This window comes from Streptomyces inhibens, assembly GCF_003389455.1.
Classification (GTDB): domain Bacteria; phylum Actinomycetota; class Actinomycetes; order Streptomycetales; family Streptomycetaceae; genus Streptomyces; species Streptomyces inhibens.
Window position 1 is genome coordinate 22,615 of the sequence record NZ_QUAC01000247.1, and the last position, 17,839, is coordinate 40,453.

Genomic DNA, 17,839 nt, shown 5'->3' on the forward strand with positions numbered 1-17,839 from the left:
GGAGTTTCGCCGGCCGAGCCGCCCCGGGAGGGCCGCAGGAACCTGGGCTGGATGAGTCGGCTGACGGCGAGCGCTCGCTCGACGATGTCCCGTTGTACCCGGCGCGGATCGGCGCTGTGCTGACCATTCGCTACGCCGCAGGTGGAGCGGTGCCGGCCTGTGAGGAGACCTACGAGGTCGTCCCGGATGAACACGGGATTGCTCGTCATGACGCTCGCGCGCACACCTTCCCGCAGGCATGCGCGGGCTCCGCGGGAGCGTACGCACGCGAATGCCTGCCCGACAGGGCCATCTCGGCCCGTCACACCTCCCTGGGGCCACGCCTTCCCGGCAGTTGGGGCACGCGAAGGGCACGCCGTCACCGGAGAGGCCCGGACAACGAACAAGGCCCAGATCACTGACCTGGGCCTCAACTATGGAGCGGGTGACGGGAATCGAACCCGCGCTCTGAGCTTGGGAATCAGGGGGCTTTCGGGTGCCTCATGCCTGCCTGACCAGCGAAGACGCCGCCGCTGGGACGGAACGCCCAGTTGAATCTCAGCCCCCTGTTGACCGTTGTTTACCGCTCTATCTGGCACGACACTGGCACGGTGGTCGACGCAGCTCCGCTGTCATCGCGGTGAACGACGCCTCGTCCCCCCGGACAAGCGCATGGTGGCGAACAGCAGGTCGGCCGCCAAGAGCACGATGCCGATGAACAGCAGGTAGCCCAATCCCTCTGCCACGGTTCCGATGATTCCCAGTGCGACGGCCACGATGATCAGGAGCAGGAAGAGAACCATGACGCGAACGCCTCCCTTGGGCTGAGCGCGGGTGGTCAGCGGCGTGCGAGCTGCCGTTCGCCGCCCGCGCCCGGCTGGTAGGTCAAGCCGTAGTGCTGGAAGACAGCCTCCTCTGCCTCGGCGGGCAGCACGTCGTCCGTCCCGATCGCGGGCGCCTTTCTCACCAGCTTCTTGGCGTAGGCGACCTTGACGTAGCCCGGCCCTACGATGGCCCCGTCGAGAGGGACGAAGACCAGGCGGTGGCGGGGGCGCAGGCCGGTTCGGACAGTGGCCATGGCCGGGTCGTCGGTGGTGGTGTCCACGTAGACCGCTTCGAGCACACCGATCTTGCGCCCGGCCGGGTCCACCACATTGTGATTGCGCCACTCACGGATATTGGCTGCCTCGATCATCGTCAGCCCCTCGATCGTCCTGCCTCAACCGGCCGAGGCAGGACAGCCCGCTCGACATCGCAATGTCGCCACCAGAGGCGTCTGCTCTTCCAGCTTGCTTCCTGCTGTCCGCCCTCGGGCGCCAGGCCAGCCATCTGGTGTCGTCCTCGTCTTTTCACGCTGCGACCACGGTCCTGCACGGTCCTGTGGAGGTAGTCCGTCCTGGGCAGCAGGGCACGGCGGGTCACAGCAGACCACCGCGGCCGCAGGGCGCTCCGGGCGGATCGGTCAGTGCCTGAACGCGTCCCTGATCTTCGCCCCGGCCTGCTTGATGTTGCCCTTGACTTGGTCTCCGCGGCCTTCGGCCTGCAGGCGTCGACTGCCGGTGGCGCGGCCGGTTGTCTCCTTGGCGCCGCCTTTCATCGCTTCGGCTTTGTGCGCGATCTTCTTCGCGAGACTCATGGGTGGCCACCTTGGGTGAGTTGTCTGCTGGAGGTCCGGCGGCAGGAATACTGGTGGGTCGGCGGTCAGCGCTCCGCGCGTGCGGTGGTGGCCTACCGGGGGGCGGCTCGGTGCCCGAACAAGTGCAGTTTCCTGCGATGACCGCCGTGCGGTTCGACAGGACGGTCGCTTTGGGGTGATTCGTTTCCCCGCGCGTTTGCCGTCTCTGCGCGGCCGGTTCCGCGTTGGCCGTTCAGGTCGTGGCGATCGTTGCCGGCATCGGTCGTCTCGCGGCGCTTGAGTCCGTGGCGCTTGGTGCTGCCATGGCGCGAGGTACGGCGTCGTGCACCGGTGAACAGCAAGATCAGCCCCAACACGGCCGCAGCCCCGACGATGATGCCGTACAGGAACAGCATGCCGGTGGAGCCGGCCATGTCGTAGCCGAATACCGAGAACCCGCCTGTGAGTTCATGCCCACTGCCACCGTTGGTGACAATGCCGGCCACGCCGACGACTACCGCGGCGAGCAGGATGAGGAGTCCGAGGATGCCGATCATGACGCGCTCCAAGGAGCTACTGGGTATGTCCCACAGTAGAACCGCAGTGGCCAGGAGGCCACTGCGACCGGAACGCACAGGATTCCCCGGGACCGGTGGCTCACTCGCTGGAGACCATCGACCGCGATGCGGCGCAGAACTGGGAGGAGCAGGCGCTATGCCTCCTCGACGGGCAGGACGCCGGGTGTCGCGCAGGTCGGGAGTGCAACAAATTCTGGTGTCACGACTGGGACGGAAATGCGAGAGGCGCTGCCCCGGAGCTGGTCACGCCTGACTGGACTGGGGGGGACGTACAGCGCGAACGACCGTCCCCGAGAGGCCGCGATGTGCTGAACCCTGAAGGACTGAATGCAACTTTGAGCGAGATGCTGAAGCACCGTGCGAGGCCCCGACGCCAGTGGGGCGTGCGTCCGATCAGCGTGCCTCAGACTGCATTCTCTCGTGGACGGCGCTCATACATGGCGAGCAGTAGCGTTCGGTCGGCGCGTCATCGGAGAGTGGCCTGGCACGCACGGTTTGTGCGGTCTGCTGCCCGCACAGGGTGGTACCGGCATCACCCTTGGCCCTTACGTGCCAAGTGACTCCGGCACCGGTCGTCGCAGGGCCGGCAATCATCTCGTACATCGGCCTCTCCCCTGGTCTAAGGCCCCGGCGGGCCGTGGGTCGCTTGCCTGGGGCGAAGCCGGGTAACGCGCTGCTGACCGGGCTCCGTCCTGCTCGTCCATGCAACTCCGCAGCACCTGATCGGACCATTGGAAAGGGCCCGATCGGGTGAACTGGAAGGCGTTGACCTGCTCGGGCTCACTTGAGTGACGGGCACTGCGACACTTCGTGAACACGGCCGCCAACTCGCCGTCGGCGGCCTCATCCGCCCCTGGTGCCGACGCCTTCAGCGGGCTGTCCCAGTGGGCCGCCCCCTGGTGCGGCGCGGCTGTTGCGGCAGACGTTGCATCAGATGGTTGGCGACCTCATCGTGGGGCGAAGCAGGAACCGGCCGGAGCCCAATACCCTCCGGTGGGTGTCGGTGGGCACTCACTGCCGGGGCTGGTCGGGGACCGCTCGGCATCAGGGCCTGCGCGGTGTTGTTGGTGGACCGCCGCTTTCCGCTGCCCGCCGGGGTACGTCGGACACAGCGGGTCCGGTCCCGGGACCCGTACCTTCACTTGCGGCTGCTTCGCTGGACTGCGCTGCTGTCCCCGTCGCCGTCCAGGCGGCGCAGTACAGCAGCATTCTGGCCATGAGGTTGATCCACAGCACGACGGCGACCGGCACAGCGAAGGCCCCATACATGCTTTTCGCCGCGACGCCCTGCAGGTAGCTGGTCAGTAGCAGCTTGAGCAGTTCGAAGCCGACCGCACCGATCAGGCCGGCGATCACGACCGCGCGCCGGCCAGGGTGCACCTGCGGCAGCCGGGTGAGCAGGAAGACGAGCAGCAGGAAGTCGACGAGCAGGGCGATGGCCAGGCCGGCGAGGAAGAGCAGCGTGCGTCCGGCGCCGCCCTCGATGCCGATCTTATCGGCGGCCCAGCCGACACCTCTGCTCGCGAACACGGAGCCGGCCATCGCGGCCAGCCCGACCACGCCGAGACCGACCAGTACCCCGGTGTCCTTGAGCCTGAGCAGGATCGGATTTCCCGGGTCCTGCTCCTTCTCCCAGACCGCGCGCAGGCACCCGCGCAGGGAGCCGACCCAGTTGATGCCGATCACGAGCAGCAGCGCGCCCGCGATGAGCCCGACGGTTCCGGCGTGCGCGACGAGGCTGTTCAGGTTCAGCAGGTTGGAAAGGCCCGGCGCCTGGCCGGCAATCTTGTCCTGGAGCTTGCTGAGCTGGTCCTTGCTCAGCAGCTTGGCTCCGATCGCCGCGCCCGCAGTGATCAGCGGAAAGAGCGCGACGAAACTGGTGAAGGTGATGGCGGCGGCGAGCCGGGCCCAATGGGCCGCGGCCAGCCGCTCGTACGCCCGCCACACGTGCGTACGCATCAGCCATGCGATCCCAGGCAGCCTTCTCAGCCATTCCATGGAAAACACCCACTCTCAGCGTACCCACGGCGTGAGAAGAGGCATCTGGCGGCGAAACTCCGCCGCCTTCCGTGGCGAAGTGGGTGCCCTGCGCGTGCGGTCGGTGGTCAGCGGGATTCGGAAGCGGTTGCCGCGTGGACAGGTGAGCGTCACAGTGAGAGGGAGCGCATTGTGCGAGATCGGAGGACACCGTGATCGCCCTGGGAGTCATTCTGCTCATCATCGGGTTCCTGGCCAAGATCGCCATACTGTGGACCATCGGGATCATCCTGGCCGTCATCGGACTGATCTTGTTGCTCCTGGGCGCTCTCGGGCATGGGGTCCGCGGGCGACGGCACTACTGGTAGAGGGCCCCGACACCCGCACGGCGATGAAGTCCCGCGCGTGTGGAGCCGACGGCCGGCGGTGTAACGACGACCGTGTGCGGCACGCATCGCTGCGCGTTCACCCGTGAGATCCAAGATCGTGTGGGGAAGCCCCGATGAGAGTGCGGCGCACCGCGTGCCTGGGCATACGTCACCGGTGGCCGCTGAAGCTTGTCGTGCGGGGCGCGCCGAGCTACTTGCGGCTCAGTCGTCTCTGAACATGGCTGCCGGTCGTGGGCTGTAAGTGAGTGGAGGATGCGATGTCGACCATCGTCATCATCGTGGCTGTCGTGGTCATCCTGGCCGTGGCCGCGCTGGTCCTGCGGACCACGATCCGGCGCCGGCAGCTGCGGGAACGTTTCGGGCCGGAATACGAGCGCGCGGTCGAGGCGAAGCACAGCCGTGGCGCGGCCGACCGCGACCTGAGGGCGAGGGAGGAGCGGCATGAAACGCTGGAGATCAGGCCACTGCCCTCGACGGTGCGGGACCGGTACGCCCGGGACTGGACCAGCGTGCAGGAACACTTCGTCGACCGTCCCGACCAGGCCGTGGGCGAGGCGGACCGGCTCGTGACCACGCTCATGAGCGAGCGGGGCTACCCGACCGAGGATTACGAACAACAAAAGCGGGACCTCTCGGTCGAACATGCCCAAACGTTGCAGCACTACCGCATCGCCCACGAGATCAACGCGCGCGCCGGAGGCAGGGACACCTCGACGGAAGAACTGCGGAGCGCGATGGTCCACTACCGGGCGTTGTTCGAGGAACTGCTGCACGACGGCGGCACCGCTTCGTCGGACAAGGAACGCTGATAAGTGCCCAGCAGCCGGGAGCGTGCCACCACCCCATGGAGGTGAAGGGATATGCAGAGGGAAGGGCCATTCGGGCGCGACGAGTATGCCGAGCCCGGCCGAGAGGGTCTGTCCACCGAGGACATCGCCCGGCCCCGGACAGATGCACCGCAACAGCCCCCGGACGATGACCTGACGGCAGTCCCCGCAGCCGACCGGGCTGCGCCCAGGAGCAGAATCACGGACGCGGCCGGAGGGGAGCCGGACGCCGCAGCCGGCGGACATGGCGCGTCCGCGCAGAAGCCCGATACCGCCCCGCTTCTAGGACCCCAGGAGACAGAGGGCCTCCGGACCAGGTGGCAGGAGATCCAGCAGGGATTCGTCGATGACCCGCAGCAGTCGGTGCTTGCGGCAGACGCGCTCGTCGCCGAGGTGATGCAGCTGCTCGCCACCACATTCGCCGACCACAAACAGGGGCTGGAAGGCCAATGGCACCGCGGCGAGGAGGTCGCCACCGAGGACCTACGCAAAGCTCTGCAGCAGTACCGGTCCTTCTTCGACCGCCTGCTCAGCACCTGACTCCCAGCCGGCCGACTACGCGACAGGCCGCGCCGTAGCGCAGTCGCATTCGGCCGTCGATCATCGAGTTGCCCGCAGCGGAGCGCCGACCGCGTGCATATGCCGCAGCGCCTGGACGTAGGAGTCGATCAGGCCCGCCTCGGTGTACGGCACGCCGAGTCGGTGGCAGTGCCTGCGCACCACCGGCTGGGCGAGGCGCAGGTTGGGTCGCGGCATGCTGGGGAAGAGGTGGTGCTCCACCTGGTAGTTCAGACCGCCCAGGAACCAATCGGTCACCCGCCCGCCCCGCACATTGCGCGAGGTCAGCACCTGGCGGCGTAGATGCCCCCACCGTTCACCGTCGGCCTCAGGCATCGGCATGCCCTTGTGGTTCGGCGCGAAGGAGCAGCCCAGGTGCAGGCCGAACAGTGCGTGATGCAGCAGCGCGAAGACCGCGGCGACACCCACCGGCATCGCCGACAACAGCAGGACCGCGTAACCGACCAGGTGCGCGGCGAGCAGCGCCCCCTCGACGGCGCGCTCAAGTGCCGGCTGCCGCTTGAGGTCCACGATGCCGGCGACCTTCAGCGCGAAGCCCTCCAGCAACAGCATCGGGAAGAACAGTCTTGCCTGATGCTTCGTCACAAATCGTGCGAAGCCCTTGCGTTCGGTGGCCTGGGCCTGTGTCCACACCAGCGCGCCCACGTCGACGTCCGGATCCTTGCCCACATGGTTGGGATGGGCGTGATGCCGGTTGTGCTTGTCGTTCCACCAGCCGTAGCTCATGCCGAGCAGAAGATTGCTGTGGACCAGCCCGAGCACCCGGTTGGCCCGGCGGCTCCCGGCGATCTGCTGATGCCCCGCATCGTGCCCGAGGAACCCCGTACGCCCACTGAACACCCCCAACGGCACCGCCAGCAGCAACACCCACCACGAACCCCCAGCCAGCATGACACCCGTCCATACAGCGGCCAGGGCAAGAGAGTTCAGGACAATCGTCCTGGCGTAATACCCGCGGCGGCGCTTCAGCAGTCCGCGGTCCTTGATCTCCCGCAGTAGCGGCGCGAACTCGCTCCCCGTGACGGCCGGCTGCGGGCCGTCACCACGTTCACCGGGAAGGAGTGCGCTGGTCGGCGGCATACCAGGCTCCAGCAGTCGGGGGGTGTTCGGTTGCTCGAATCAACGAAGCCGGCCAGGAGAAGTCACGCACCGTAACGCGGTGTGCCGTCACCGTCCTGGAAGGGCCCTGCTGCGCAGCTCCACCTCGTGCGCGGGGATGGACAGTGGCTCCAGCGCCTGGGGCCCCTGAGCCGTTCGGGTCCGTTCCCGGCATTTCGCCGCGTCGGCTCCCTTCTTTCGCGGTTTGCTGCGTGGTGCGGGGGCAACCCGACGCCGGTGCTCCCGGCCCGCTTGTGGACGCGGTCGCACCATCGAGGAGATCGCCGAGGACAGACGAGAACGGGGCCCAGGATGCATCGCGACAAGCTCGGGATCTACCTGAATGACCACTTGGCCGGTGCCACCTTCGGCATCGGGCTCGCGCAGCGCATCGCCCACCAGCACCGCCACTCGGCGCGCAGCGCCGACCTGCAGCGCATCTGCGACGAGATCGCCCAGGACCGGCAGAGCCTGCTCGAAGTCATGGACGCGCTCGGCGTCCCAGCACGCCGCTACAAGGTCTACGGTGGCTGGGCGGCCGAGAGGCTGGGGCGCCTGAAGCCGAACGGCGTCCTGTACCGGCGCTCCGGGCTGAGCACGTTGATCGAGCTTGAGACCCTGCGGCTGGGAGTCGAGGGGAAGACCCTGATCTGGCGCACGCTGCTCGTCGTGGCCGCGGGGGAGCCCCGTCTGGATGAATCCCGGTTGCACAATCTGCTGGACCGGGCGCGGGGCCAGATCGACACGCTGGAGACGCTGCGCCTCACGGCAGCAGAGGCGGTCTTCTCCCCCAGGGCGGGCAGCGTGCCTCCTGACAGCCCGTGAGACTGCCGCGACGTCGCCGACCGTGTAGTCGACAGGCGCACCGATGAAGCCTTCCGATGCCGCGGGCCGTCCCTCTCTGTTCGGGCGGCTGCGCCGTGTGATCCGGCATTCGCCGGTCGGGCGCGGATGGAGACGGGGCCGTGAGCTGGAGCTGGGGTCGCGGTCACTGGGCTTCGCGGCGCTCGGGTTCCTGACGCTGGTGCCACTGTTGATCGTTGTCTCCGCGGCTGATCCGACACACGGGAGGGGGTTCGCGCAGTGGCTGGGGGACGGGATCGGCGTGTCGACGACTTCCAGGGAGCAAATCGGGCAACTGTTCACCCGGCCCGGCCAGACGGCACGGACTACGACCGCGTTCGGCGTTGCCACCCTTGCTGTCTTCGGTCTGTCGTTGGGGTCGGCGGTGCAGACCGGCTACGAGAGGGTCTGGGAACTCTCCGCAGCGCGCTGGTATGCCCGGTGGCGGCATGTGCTGTGGCTCGTCGTACTCGTCGGGTACCTCTTCATGTCCGCCACCACCACGCTGTGGCGACAGTCCTTGGCCCTCACGTCGGCCGCACTGCTGAGCGCTGTTCTGTTCTTCTGGTGGTCGCAGCGGATGCTGCTCGGTGGCCGGGTCGGCTGGGGCGCCCTGCTGCCCGGCGCGGTGACTACGGTGATCGGACTGATCGGTCTCCGGGTCTTCTCCCGGCTCGTCTTCTCGCCGTTGATCGCGTCCAGCGCCGTCACCTACGGCGCCATCGGAACCGTCCTGGTCATCCAGTCCTGGCTGGTCGGTGTGGGCGTGGTGGTTTTCGGCGGTGCGCTGGTCGGCCGGCTGGTGCTTCAGCGCCGACACCGTTGAAAAGACCGACCGGCCAGACGGATACGCGCCGTGCCCAGCCGGCCCCCGGATATCGGAGGCCGCGCGACTCAGCACCTGGCACGCCGTGTGTTCGGTGAGCCAGGTCCAGGCCCCGTCCTCGGGACCGCCAAGCGGCAGTAACCGGCCGGGAGCGAGCTGCTGCCAGCGCAGCCAAGCATCCTTGCGTCAGCCGCCACCGGCACCGACCTCTCTGCCGCCGCACTTCCTCAGACGCGCTGCGCCCAGGCTGCCCGGCACCGCCGCTTGCGCCCTCGTCCTGCAGCCCCAGCGGGCCGGTGCCACCCTCACACAGGCCCGTGACGCCCTGGACGCCTACCTCGTCGAACACCCCGACATCAGCGAGGAAGCCGACGTCATGGTCTCCAACGCCATGGCCGAGGAAGCCATCGCCAACTTCGCCAGAGGGCCCCACGGCGCTCCGCCGCCCGGCGAACACCCCGACGCCGACCAGCACGACTGAGCCGTCGAGGGTCGACCCCTGATCGCCTCCCGCCCTGAGCCCGCAAACCCTCAGCGGCTGGGAGTCTCACCGCCCATCCCTCAAGAACGACCCGGCAGTTCGGTGTTGCCGCACCGCACCTGCCAGACGAGGACTCACCCCTTGCGCCAACCGGCAATACCCCATGCCTCCGCCCGCTCCCCGCGTGCCATGAAGGAGGTGATCACACCCGATGCCGGCCCCCTCCTCACCGTTGACGAGGCCGCCGAGCGTCTCCGGACCGGCGTCCGCTTCGTCCGGCGCCTCATCCAGGAGCGCTGCATCCGCTACGTCAAGGTCGGTCGGCACGTCCGCATCCCCGAAGCCGCGCTGAACGCCTACATCGCGGAGCGGACCATCCCGTCCTTCCACGATGCGCAGTCCTCCTACCGGAAGGCGGCCTGATGGCGGGCCGCAAGCCGCAGCGGCGGCGCGAGTTCGGCACCGTCCGCCAGCTCGCCTCCGGGCGTTGGCAGGCGCGGTACTGGGCACCGGACGGCAGCCGCCGCACCGCCCCGGAGACCTTCGCCACGAAGACCGATGCGCAGACCTGGCTGACCCTCACCCAGGCCGACATCGAGCGCAACCACTGGATCGACCCCGACGCCGGCGCCGTGAACTTCGAGGCGTACGCGCTGAAATGGGTCGAGGAGCGGGGCCTTTCGGCGACGACGGAGGAGCTGTACCGCAGGCTTCTGCGGCTACACATGCTGCCCGTCTTCGGGGCCATGGACCTGGACGAGATCGCGCCGCCCGGTGTGCGCACCTGGCGGGCCGAGCGGCTGCAAGCGACAGGAGCGACGACGGTTGCCAAGTCCTACCGGCTCCTGAAGGCCATCATGGACGGCTTCCGACGACGAGCTGATCCGCCGCAACCCTTGCCGGATCAAGGGGGCGGGCAGCGAAAGGGCCAAGGAGCGGCCGACGGCAACCGTCGAGCAGGTCGACGCGGTCGCGGACGCCATGGGACCGCGGTGGCGTCTGATGGTCTACCTCGGGGCGTACGGTCCAATGCGGCCGGAGGAGCAGGCAGCGCTGCGACGGCCCAGCGTCACATTGGAACCCCTCGCTGTGAAGGTCAGCGAGGCGGCACCAGAGCTGACCACTGGCCGACGCGTCGAGGGCGACACCAAGTCGGATGCGGGCGTGCGCACCATCTACCTGCCCGCCTTCCTCTACATAGAGGTGAAGCGGCACCTCGACTGGTTCGCCGAGAAGGACCTCAACGGCCTGCTGTTCGTCGGCGAGAAGGGCGCACCCTTCCGACGCTCCACCTTCGGCCGCAAATGGCGCCGGGCCCGCGCCAAGGCAGACCTGCCGGAGGATTTCCGCTTCTACGACCTCCGCCACACCGGGCACACGCTTTCCACCCAGTCCGGTGCCACGCTCAAGGACACCATGGTCCGGGCGGGTCAGTCTTCCGAGAAGGCAGCGTTGATCTACCAGCATTCTCCTGACGACCGGCAACAGGAGGTTGCCGGGGGCATCGACGCGAGGGTGCGAGCTGCACGCGATAAGGCGGCGTCTCAGCGGCAGGTCGCGAAAGAAGCCTGAACTTCCAGGGGGACGACAGCATGTCGTCCCCCTGGAAGGTAGATCGGCTACTCGTCCGGGTTTTCCGGCCCGCTGCGGTAGCGATCGCCCTGCAAACGGAGGAAATCATCGAGCGACATGTAGCTGCCACCCCTGCCGACCCGGCCCGCAGGAGGGGAGGGGCTGGGTCTCGATTCTGATGCTTGGACCCGCCTCGCAAGGGCGACCACGCGGTCAACTGCTTCGCTGAGTGCGCGTGTGTGCCCGTCGTCGAAGGGGACGCCAGCAATCGAGTGGCAGGCATTGGCGATGCCGATGACGACCGGCTTATCCGTAAGGAAATCCAGCCTGCCCCCGAAGGTGCCCTCTACAACGGTTGCATCGACGTGTGCCCCGATAATCCAACTGAGCTGCGCGATCACGTCGGCGATGTGCTGGAAGGAACCAGAGGAGTCCTTCCTGGACACCAGACCGTGCTCAATGGCATGGGACCGAGCGTCTTGCAGCAAAGAGAGAACCTGCTCGGCCTCGTCCTGGACATCTGCCCAGTTTGGAGGGGCAGTGGCAGCTACCGGCTCGGCTGCCGCAGCTGCTCTGGTGCGGAGCCTGTTCAGTGCGTGGTCGGCCATGCTGATCGCCCACTTGGAGAGCGCTGGGTCGATGGATGCTTGCCGACCCCGGTCCTCCACGGCAGTCTTGACCTCAGTGATCCACCGCAGTGCAGAGTTCGTGCCAAGTTGGTCGGCAACCTCATGAGTCGCCAGTGAGAGAAGTGCATCAGGAGCTTCTGCAACGGCCTTCGCAGCACTCGCCGCGAGTTCGGGCTGAGCATCGGCCGCTCGGGAGATAACTGTGAGCCCTTGCTGCCGTTGTTCCTGCGCCAGCGACGGATGCTGGAGGAGGCTGGCGATGAATCGGTGGTCGCTTGCCTCCTCGACCTCGCTGATGACCTCTCCGGCGAGCAGATCCGGGCCGATGGACCCCCACCGCGCGCCGCTGCCGGACGGATAGAGCACAGCGAGCATGTCCTCAACGGCGTCGACGAGATGGGCATCTGGACCGGCGCCTGTGGGAAGTCCATGGTGGTGGGCCTCCAGTCCCGCGGCGATGGCTGCTCGTGCTTGTGCTCGATCGCCGGCACCGGCCAGACTCTGCGTCGCGACCATGGTGCGCAGGAGACCAGGCTGACGCTGGAAGGTTCCGTCCAGGCCGCGAGCACGGGCAATCCGCTGCCAGTAGCGCTCCTCGTGGGCCAAGAGCACGTCGACTGGGTGCCCGTACGCGGCGAATGCTGGATTGATCTCGGCGAGTAGATCCGCAAGAGCTGTCATGTGCAAGGTCAGGACGCTGGAGTGTCTTTCGGGCGGCGCAATGCGCCTTGGCGTTGCCGGTGTGGCTGCCGCGGAATCCCAGTCGTCCTCAATCCCTGCCCCCTTCAAGATGCGGATGCGCTCCGCGAAGGCATGCCTTGCGGCTTCGTATGCCGATCCAGGGGCGGCGGCGTCGATGCAGTCGTTCACCTCTACACCGAGACCCGCCCCCATCGACGCAGTGCCCCGGCGCGAACGGCGAAACGGCTGCCACCAGCTACCTTGATCGCGGGCCAGCAGCAGGAGCCGAATGGGCTGAGCGGTGCCGCCGCTGCCACTCACGATTTTCAGCAGCTCATCGACCTGATCGAGGCGCGTTTCGGCGTAATCGACGATCAAAAGCAACGGTCGGTTCGCCGTGGTGAGGGCCTCGTATTGCGCCGTCCGCAGCGGCCTTTCGGAGAGAAACCCGCCTGCCCAGGGCCGTGGTGAATCGATGCCGGTCTGGGGCTCGCCCAGATGGCGCAGCAATTCGCTGGCGAGCCGAGTCTTGCCGACGCCACCGGTGCCGGTGACTGCGGCAACGTCGATCCGACGTCCGCTGTGACACCACTGCGCCAAGAGTTCGGACTGCTCCTCTAACCCTGACATGGGCACGACCTGGGCCTGGGCCGAGAGCAGGTAGGAAGCAGATAGCCGTGGGTCAGGGGCGTCGTCGAGCAGTGCTTGTAGATCGGCAGGTTGAAGCTGGGCCGGCAGTCCAGTGGCAGCGCTGACCGACTTGGCGAAGCCTTCGGCCGCGAGGAGCCACGAGATAGGAGTCGCCAGAAGGAGCGACGCGTCCCAATTCTCGGGCGCCTGAGTTGCCAGACCCACCAGAAGTCCCTCACAGAAGATGCCGGCACCGGACATCCCCTGCCACAGGGTGCGCTCGGATGGACGTGCGTCACTCACTTCGAGTGCGTAACGCTGGGACCGGGCCGCCGTCGTCGGATAGATGTACCCGTTGACGACCTTTGGATCGCTGACCATGACTTCCCGCGACCTGCGGAGGAAACGTCGCCGCATCGCCCTGGGGAAACCGATTGCTGTGCAGACAGGCCGCTCGGCCGGATGCTCGCAGGTGAGTTCACCCCACCTCACGATCCGTACGTCCACACCGAGTTGTTGCCGATCGGTTTGCAGGATGGCGCTGTCGAGATCTTCGTCATGCCAAATCACCCGCGCATCGACTGCCGGTCCTCCGTCGAGGGCACGGACCAGCACAGGCTGACCATCCGGCCCCTGGCGACATACGACATGGGCTGCGGTGAGCACGAGGCCAGGCGCGATGATGGTCCCTGAACCGAATGTCTCGTCACGGGGATTGCTGACTTCTACGGCCCGCTGGCGGAGGTGTGCGCTCACTCGAGTCCTCAGCCCAGCGGCACTTCGCCAGGCAGGGGATCGAAGCCGCGCCCCTCATCCCCGATGAGGTTGTCGTCTGGCCGATCCACCTGCAGATTCACGGTCAGCTTTTGCGTCTCCGCCTTCGTCCGTTCGCCACGTGCGTCAGCAGAGACGACGAAAGCCTTGACTCCGCCGCTCGCAGACGCCGAGTGTCGCAACTCGATGCTGAGTTCGAGCGTGACATCACTGACTCTGAAGCGAAGGGGCGATCCCTCGCCATCGCGTTGTGCTGCCGCGAGGCCCTCCCGAACGGCCTTTAGCGCCTCGGCCAGTTCCGTTCCGCTCGACTCCATATGTCCCCCTCATAGACCTGAACTCCAGTAGGCCAGTCAGCTACTGATGGGCGCTACCTAAAGCCCGGAAACCGCCCTCTTTGCAGACGTGAGTTCGCACCCACTTGACGCGTTAGTGGTGCAGGTCACAGGAATCGCGTCTCGGGATTTGAGACGTTGCTCGACGCGTGGCTCCAGAGGTGTCGTGCGGCACCTCTCCGTGTAACCCGTAGAGGGGAGTTGGGGCACGTGGAGGGCACGCCCACGCCGGAGAGGTCTAGATAATAAACAAGGCCCAGATCGCTGACCTGGGCCTTCGTTATGGAGCGGGTGACGGGAATCGAACCCGCGCTCTGAGCTTGGGAAGCTCATGTTCTACCATTAAACTACACCCGCGTAATCCCGCCTCGGATCGAGAGCGGAACATCGTCGCACACTCTACCCCATCGCCTCGTCGTGGTGCATTTGGCATGCCCGGACGGGGCGGGTGGGGGCGGTCGGTGGGGCTGTGGGCGGGGTGTTGAGGGTGGGGGTTGCCGGCGGCTCGCGGGGTGGGATGCGGGTGCGGGGCGCGGGAGTTGAGGCGTACGGTTGGGCGCCGGAGTGCCGCGTGCAGTGGCGCCCAGTTCATCCCCTAATGTGGCTTTTGTTGTCCACGCAGTTGGGAGAGGGACTTGATGGAGCGCACCGTCGTACGTTGTGCCGAGGGCCACGTGTTCAGCACCGCTTCGTTCCCGATGCAGACCACCGACCGGCTCGGTCCCGGACGGCTTCTGCGCTGCCCGCGCTGTGCTCGGCTGCGGCATTCGGTGCCCGTCGAGCACGCGAAGCGGTAGTGGAGCGGTAGCGAGGTAGTGGCGGAGCGGTCACGGAGTGGTCGCGATCAAGAGAAGTAGCAGGAACGAGGAGTAGCGGGCCCGGCTCCCCCAGGTGGGGGCCGGGCCCTCGTCGTGCGGTGGGGGTGGTGCGGGCGCGTATCCTCGTCTGCGTGCTTCTCTCAGACAAGGACATCCGGGCCGAGATCGATGCAGGTCGGGTGCGCATCGACCCCTACGAAGAGTCGATGGTGCAGCCGTCCAGCATCGATGTGCGGCTCGATCGCTACTTCCGGGTGTTCGAGAACCACCGCTACCCGCACATCGACCCCGCCGTCGAGCAGGCGGATCTGACGCGTGAGGTCGTGCCGGAGGGCGATGAGGCGTTCATCCTGCACCCCGGTGAGTTCGTGCTCGCCTCGACGTACGAGGTCATCACGCTGCCGCACGACCTCGCCTCCCGGCTCGAAGGCAAGAGCTCGCTGGGACGGCTGGGGCTGCTGACGCACTCCACCGCCGGATTCATCGACCCGGGGTTCAGCGGGCATGTGACGCTGGAGCTGAGCAATGTCGCCACGCTGCCGATCAAGCTGTGGCCGGGCATGAAGATCGGGCAGCTGTGCATGTTCCGGCTGACCTCGCCGACCGAGCACCCGTACGGCAGTGATCGGTACGGCTCCCGCTACCAGGGGCAGCGCGGTCCGACGCCGTCCCGTTCGTTCATGAACTTTCACCGTACGCAGGTATGAGACAGCCGCGTCGGTGTGGGGGGCGCGCCCGACAGGGCGGGCGCGTGGCAGAGCTGGTGGGCAGAGAAGGTCTGAGAGAGATACGTGAGTGACGTGCGGGAGAACCTGACGTACGAGCGCTTCGGCGGCGCGATTCGTGAGCTGGCGCAGATGGTCGCCGACGACGGGTACGAGCCCGATGTCGTGCTGTCCATCGCGCGGGGCGGCGTCTTCGTCGCGGGGGGCCTGGCGTACGCGCTGGACTGCAAGAACATCCACCTGGTGAATGTGGAGTTCTACACCGGGGTGGGGACCACCCTGGAGATGCCGGTCATGCTCGCGCCGGTGCCGAACGCGATCGACTTCTCGGAGAAGAAGGTGCTGATCGCGGACGATGTCGCGGACACCGGCAAGACGCTGAAGCTGGTGCACGACTTCTGCCAGGGGACGGTGGCGGAGGTCCGCAGCGCGGTGATCTATGAGAAGTCGCACTCGCTGGTGAAGTGCGAGTACGTGTGGAAGCGCACGGACGACTGGATCAACTTCCCGTGGAGCGTGGAGCCGCCGGTGGTGCGGCGCGAGGGGCAGATCCTCGACGCCTGAGGGGGCTGAAGGGGCTGAGGGGCCAGCGTGACAGTCGTTGCGCTTTGGTGACTGCCTTCCTGAGTAAGGGAGTTGGCGTCTTCGGGGCTGCTGTGGTCCGGCTTCCCTTGTCTTTCGGTGTGCTGGTTTCGGCCAATTCCGTTCCGGGTGTTCCGCCGGTTCTTACTTACGAGTAAAACCCGCGGTAACAGCAGACCGGAGGGGAGACCCCATGGTGCGTGTGAGACGTGGGCGGCGACGGGCGTTACACGGGTGGCGGGCGGGGCGGGGGCGGCGGGTACGAGCCGTGGTCGCGACGTCGACGGCGGCGCTGACCGTGGCGTTCACCGTGGCCGTGGGCGGGGCGAGTGCGGCCACCGGTGCGCCGGTGCGGGCCGGGGCCAGCAGCGCCACGGCGGCCGGAACGGCCACACCGCTGCCGCCCGAGCTGGAGAAGATCCGGGCGCAGGAGGCGGTCAAGCTCTACGGCGACCCCGCCCAGCGGCCGGCCGGGGAGCGGAAGACCTCGCTGATCTCGCTGGGCGACAGCGAGATCTCGGGGGAGGGCGTCGGGACGTACGAGCCGGGGACCGACGGGCCGAGCAACTGGTGTCACCGGTCGCCGGACTCGGCGATCCACCGGACCGGGATCGCGGCGGATGTGACGTACAACGTCGCGTGTTCGGGCGCGTACAGCGGCAATATCGTGATCGGCGGCAGCAAGCAGTACGCCGATGAGCTGGTGCAGAGCGACAGTCTGGCGATCAAGGCCCGCAATACGCGGCTGAAGATGGTGCTGCTGGTCGTGGGCGCCAATGACGATCTGCAGTTCGGGCCGGTGATGACGGACTGCGTGCAGCGCTGGTTCCTGCTCCAGGGCACCTGCGAGCCGAAGTATCAGCCGGGCTGGCAGGCGCGGGTCGACGGGCTGGTGCCGAAGGTCGGGCGGACGGTCGGCGATCTGCGGACCGTGATGCGGGACGCGGGGTACGCGGACGGCGACTACCGGCTCGTGGTGATGTCGTATCCGAGCCCGATCGGGCCGGATGTGGAGGACAACCCGAACTACCCGGGGAAGCTGCCGGGCGGCTGCACCGGCTACACCTCCGACGCGGGCTGGGGGCGCAATGCCGCCGTGCCGGCGTTCGAGAAGGGCGTGCGGAAGGCCGCGCGGGACTCGGGGGCCGGCTATCTCGACGCCTCGCGGCTGTTCCACGGTCATGAGGTGTGCATGGAGGACACCTGGGCCCGCGGGCTGTGGGTGAATGTGTCCAACCCCTTCCCGCCGGACGCGAATTCGGTGCGGCAGTCGTTCCATCCGAACGCGCGCGGACATGCCGCGTTCGCCTCGTGTCTGACCCAGCTGTACGCGTCGGGGCTGCGTGAGGCGTCCTGCGCCGATCCGGCGAGCACCGGGCAGCCGAAGCTCTACGCGGAGGCATGGGACGACGCGTACCGGCCGCTGAAGAATGCCGGCACGGGGAGTTGTATGGATGCGACCGGCGGTGCGAGTCGTAACGGGACGGCGGTCGGCGGCTGGGACTGCAACGGGCAGCGCAACCAGGGCTGGTGGTACGACGCGGAGCGCAAGTCGGTGCATGTGGAGCTGACCCAGGACCGCTGCCTGGATGTGCCGGGAGCGCGCTACGAGCCGGGCGCCGGGCTGATCCTGTGGAACTGCTCGGGCGCGGCCAACCAGCAGTTCGTACGGGCGGACGGCGGGACACTCCGGCCGGCCGGTGCGCAGTCGCTGTGCCTGACGCTGGGCGGGGCGAAGGAGCCGGTGCGGTTGCAGGGCTGCGACGGTTCGGCGGGCCAGCGGTTCGCCTAGCCGTACGCGGACGCGCCCGCCGTACGAGGAACGGGCGCGCGGCCCCACGGCGAAGGGGCCCGCTCCGGAGTCGAATGCTCCGGAGCGGGCCCCTTCGCCGTGGCAGATT

General features: G+C 67.5%; 18 protein-coding genes, 1 tRNA gene and 1 pseudogene. 11 read left to right on the forward strand and 9 right to left on the reverse strand.

Annotated elements, in window-relative coordinates:
- Positions 1 to 611: 611 nt before the first annotated feature.
- From DY245_RS44835 to DY245_RS32280, 5 genes are all read right to left on the reverse strand, one after another.
- Entirely contained in the window at positions 612 to 782 is a 171-nt protein-coding gene (locus DY245_RS44835) for a hypothetical protein (RefSeq protein ID WP_181923970.1), read from the reverse strand.
- Between the two features lie 35 nt (positions 783 to 817).
- Positions 818 to 1,174: a PRC-barrel domain-containing protein gene (locus DY245_RS32265; protein ID WP_128510733.1), complete on the reverse strand. Its 357-nt coding sequence runs from the start codon at positions 1,172 to 1,174 to the stop codon at positions 818 to 820.
- A 267-nt stretch (positions 1,175 to 1,441) separates the two neighbouring features.
- The gene (locus DY245_RS32270; RefSeq protein ID WP_128510734.1) at positions 1,442 to 1,615 is read right to left on the reverse strand and encodes a CsbD family protein; all 174 of its coding nucleotides are present in this window, start codon (positions 1,613 to 1,615) and stop codon (positions 1,442 to 1,444) included.
- Between the two features lie 92 nt (positions 1,616 to 1,707).
- Positions 1,708 to 2,151 carry a hypothetical protein gene (locus tag DY245_RS32275; protein WP_128510735.1) on the reverse strand — a complete coding sequence of 148 codons (444 nt, stop codon included), beginning with the start codon at positions 2,149 to 2,151 and terminating at the stop codon, positions 1,708 to 1,710.
- A 1,065-nt stretch (positions 2,152 to 3,216) separates the two neighbouring features.
- Positions 3,217 to 4,170, reverse strand: a complete 954-nt coding sequence (locus DY245_RS32280; RefSeq protein WP_128510751.1) for a YihY/virulence factor BrkB family protein — start codon at positions 4,168 to 4,170, stop codon at positions 3,217 to 3,219.
- A 191-nt stretch (positions 4,171 to 4,361) separates the two neighbouring features.
- Between DY245_RS32280 and DY245_RS44840 the strand changes: the two genes are divergently transcribed.
- The 3 genes from DY245_RS44840 (at position 4,362) to DY245_RS32290 (ending at position 5,905) form a co-directional block, all read left to right on the forward strand.
- The gene (locus DY245_RS44840; protein ID WP_181923971.1) at positions 4,362 to 4,517 is read left to right on the forward strand and encodes a DUF6131 family protein; all 156 of its coding nucleotides are present in this window, start codon (positions 4,362 to 4,364) and stop codon (positions 4,515 to 4,517) included.
- A 278-nt stretch (positions 4,518 to 4,795) separates the two neighbouring features.
- A complete protein-coding gene (locus tag DY245_RS32285; protein ID WP_128510736.1) occupies positions 4,796 to 5,347 on the forward strand; it encodes a hypothetical protein in 552 nt (183 codons plus the stop codon).
- Positions 5,348 to 5,728: 381 nt separating this feature from the next.
- Positions 5,729 to 5,905 (forward strand): hypothetical protein, encoded by a 177-nt coding sequence (locus DY245_RS32290; protein ID WP_244943406.1) that lies wholly within the window; start codon positions 5,729 to 5,731, stop codon positions 5,903 to 5,905.
- Positions 5,906 to 5,965: 60 nt separating this feature from the next.
- Here DY245_RS32290 and DY245_RS32295 read toward each other — a convergent pair whose 3' ends face one another.
- On the reverse strand, positions 5,966 to 7,024 hold the full coding sequence (locus DY245_RS32295; protein ID WP_128510737.1) for a fatty acid desaturase family protein: 1,059 nt from the start codon (positions 7,022 to 7,024) through the stop codon (positions 5,966 to 5,968).
- 330 nt (positions 7,025 to 7,354) lie between these two features.
- Between DY245_RS32295 and DY245_RS32300 the strand changes: the two genes are divergently transcribed.
- The 5 genes and pseudogenes from DY245_RS32300 to DY245_RS32320 all read left to right on the forward strand — a co-directional run bounded on the left by DY245_RS32300 (position 7,355) and on the right by DY245_RS32320 (position 10,764).
- Complete coding sequence (locus DY245_RS32300; protein WP_128510738.1) at positions 7,355 to 7,867, forward strand: hypothetical protein; 513 nt, start codon at positions 7,355 to 7,357, stop codon at positions 7,865 to 7,867.
- Between the two features lie 43 nt (positions 7,868 to 7,910).
- Positions 7,911 to 8,711, forward strand: coding sequence for a YhjD/YihY/BrkB family envelope integrity protein (locus tag DY245_RS32305; protein ID WP_128510739.1), 801 nt, complete (start codon positions 7,911 to 7,913; stop codon positions 8,709 to 8,711).
- Between the two features lie 181 nt (positions 8,712 to 8,892).
- Positions 8,893 to 9,192 carry a hypothetical protein gene (locus tag DY245_RS32310; protein WP_128510740.1) on the forward strand — a complete coding sequence of 100 codons (300 nt, stop codon included), beginning with the start codon at positions 8,893 to 8,895 and terminating at the stop codon, positions 9,190 to 9,192.
- A 198-nt stretch (positions 9,193 to 9,390) separates the two neighbouring features.
- Positions 9,391 to 9,615 carry a helix-turn-helix domain-containing protein gene (locus DY245_RS32315; RefSeq protein WP_425329462.1) on the forward strand — a complete coding sequence of 75 codons (225 nt, stop codon included), beginning with the start codon at positions 9,391 to 9,393 and terminating at the stop codon, positions 9,613 to 9,615.
- A pseudogene (locus DY245_RS32320) lies at positions 9,615 to 10,764 on the forward strand (tyrosine-type recombinase/integrase). Before DY245_RS32315 ends, DY245_RS32320 begins: the two are co-directional and overlap by 1 nt.
- Before the next feature lie 47 nt (positions 10,765 to 10,811).
- Here DY245_RS32320 and DY245_RS32325 read toward each other — a convergent pair.
- From DY245_RS32325 to DY245_RS32335, 3 genes are all read right to left on the reverse strand, one after another.
- Positions 10,812 to 13,460, reverse strand: coding sequence for a S1 family peptidase (locus DY245_RS32325; RefSeq protein ID WP_181923972.1), 2,649 nt, complete (start codon positions 13,458 to 13,460; stop codon positions 10,812 to 10,814).
- 8 nt (positions 13,461 to 13,468) lie between these two features.
- Positions 13,469 to 13,795, reverse strand: a complete 327-nt coding sequence (locus DY245_RS32330) for a trypco2 family protein (RefSeq protein WP_128510743.1) — start codon at positions 13,793 to 13,795, stop codon at positions 13,469 to 13,471.
- A gap of 301 nt (positions 13,796 to 14,096) precedes the next feature.
- Positions 14,097 to 14,170, reverse strand: a tRNA-Gly gene (locus DY245_RS32335).
- A gap of 592 nt (positions 14,171 to 14,762) precedes the next feature.
- On the opposite strand from DY245_RS32335, the gene dcd reads away from it, so the two are divergent.
- The 3 genes from dcd (at position 14,763) to DY245_RS32350 (ending at position 17,730) form a co-directional block, all read left to right on the forward strand.
- The gene (dcd, locus tag DY245_RS32340) at positions 14,763 to 15,338 is read left to right on the forward strand and encodes a dCTP deaminase (protein WP_128510744.1); all 576 of its coding nucleotides are present in this window, start codon (positions 14,763 to 14,765) and stop codon (positions 15,336 to 15,338) included.
- An 84-nt stretch (positions 15,339 to 15,422) separates the two neighbouring features.
- Positions 15,423 to 15,920, forward strand: coding sequence for a phosphoribosyltransferase (locus DY245_RS32345; protein ID WP_128510745.1), 498 nt, complete (start codon positions 15,423 to 15,425; stop codon positions 15,918 to 15,920).
- Positions 15,921 to 16,131: 211 nt separating this feature from the next.
- A complete protein-coding gene (locus tag DY245_RS32350; protein WP_128510746.1) occupies positions 16,132 to 17,730 on the forward strand; it encodes a ricin-type beta-trefoil lectin domain protein in 1,599 nt (532 codons plus the stop codon).
- Positions 17,731 to 17,839: the final 109 nt, after the last annotated feature.

Excerpts from the sequence above, each read along its gene's own strand:
- DY245_RS32280 (WP_128510751.1), bottom strand. The coding sequence starts at position 4,170 with ATGGAATGGCTGAGAAGGCTGCCTGGGATCGCATGGCTGATGCGTACG.
- DY245_RS32300 (WP_128510738.1), top strand. The coding sequence starts at position 7,355 with ATGCATCGCGACAAGCTCGGGATCTACCTGAATGACCACTTGGCCGGT.
- DY245_RS32295 (WP_128510737.1), bottom strand. The coding sequence starts at position 7,024 with ATGCCGCCGACCAGCGCACTCCTTCCCGGTGAACGTGGTGACGGCCCG.
- DY245_RS44835 (WP_181923970.1), bottom strand. The coding sequence starts at position 782 with ATGGTTCTCTTCCTGCTCCTGATCATCGTGGCCGTCGCACTGGGAATC.
- DY245_RS32285 (WP_128510736.1), top strand. The coding sequence starts at position 4,796 with ATGTCGACCATCGTCATCATCGTGGCTGTCGTGGTCATCCTGGCCGTG.
- DY245_RS32270 (WP_128510734.1), bottom strand. The coding sequence starts at position 1,615 with ATGAGTCTCGCGAAGAAGATCGCGCACAAAGCCGAAGCGATGAAAGGC.
- DY245_RS32305 (WP_128510739.1), top strand. The coding sequence starts at position 7,911 with ATGAAGCCTTCCGATGCCGCGGGCCGTCCCTCTCTGTTCGGGCGGCTG.
- DY245_RS32350 (WP_128510746.1), top strand. The coding sequence starts at position 16,132 with ATGGTGCGTGTGAGACGTGGGCGGCGACGGGCGTTACACGGGTGGCGG.
- DY245_RS32275 (WP_128510735.1), bottom strand. The coding sequence starts at position 2,151 with ATGATCGGCATCCTCGGACTCCTCATCCTGCTCGCCGCGGTAGTCGTC.
- DY245_RS32330 (WP_128510743.1), bottom strand. The coding sequence starts at position 13,795 with ATGGAGTCGAGCGGAACGGAACTGGCCGAGGCGCTAAAGGCCGTTCGG.
- DY245_RS32265 (WP_128510733.1), bottom strand. The coding sequence starts at position 1,174 with ATGATCGAGGCAGCCAATATCCGTGAGTGGCGCAATCACAATGTGGTG.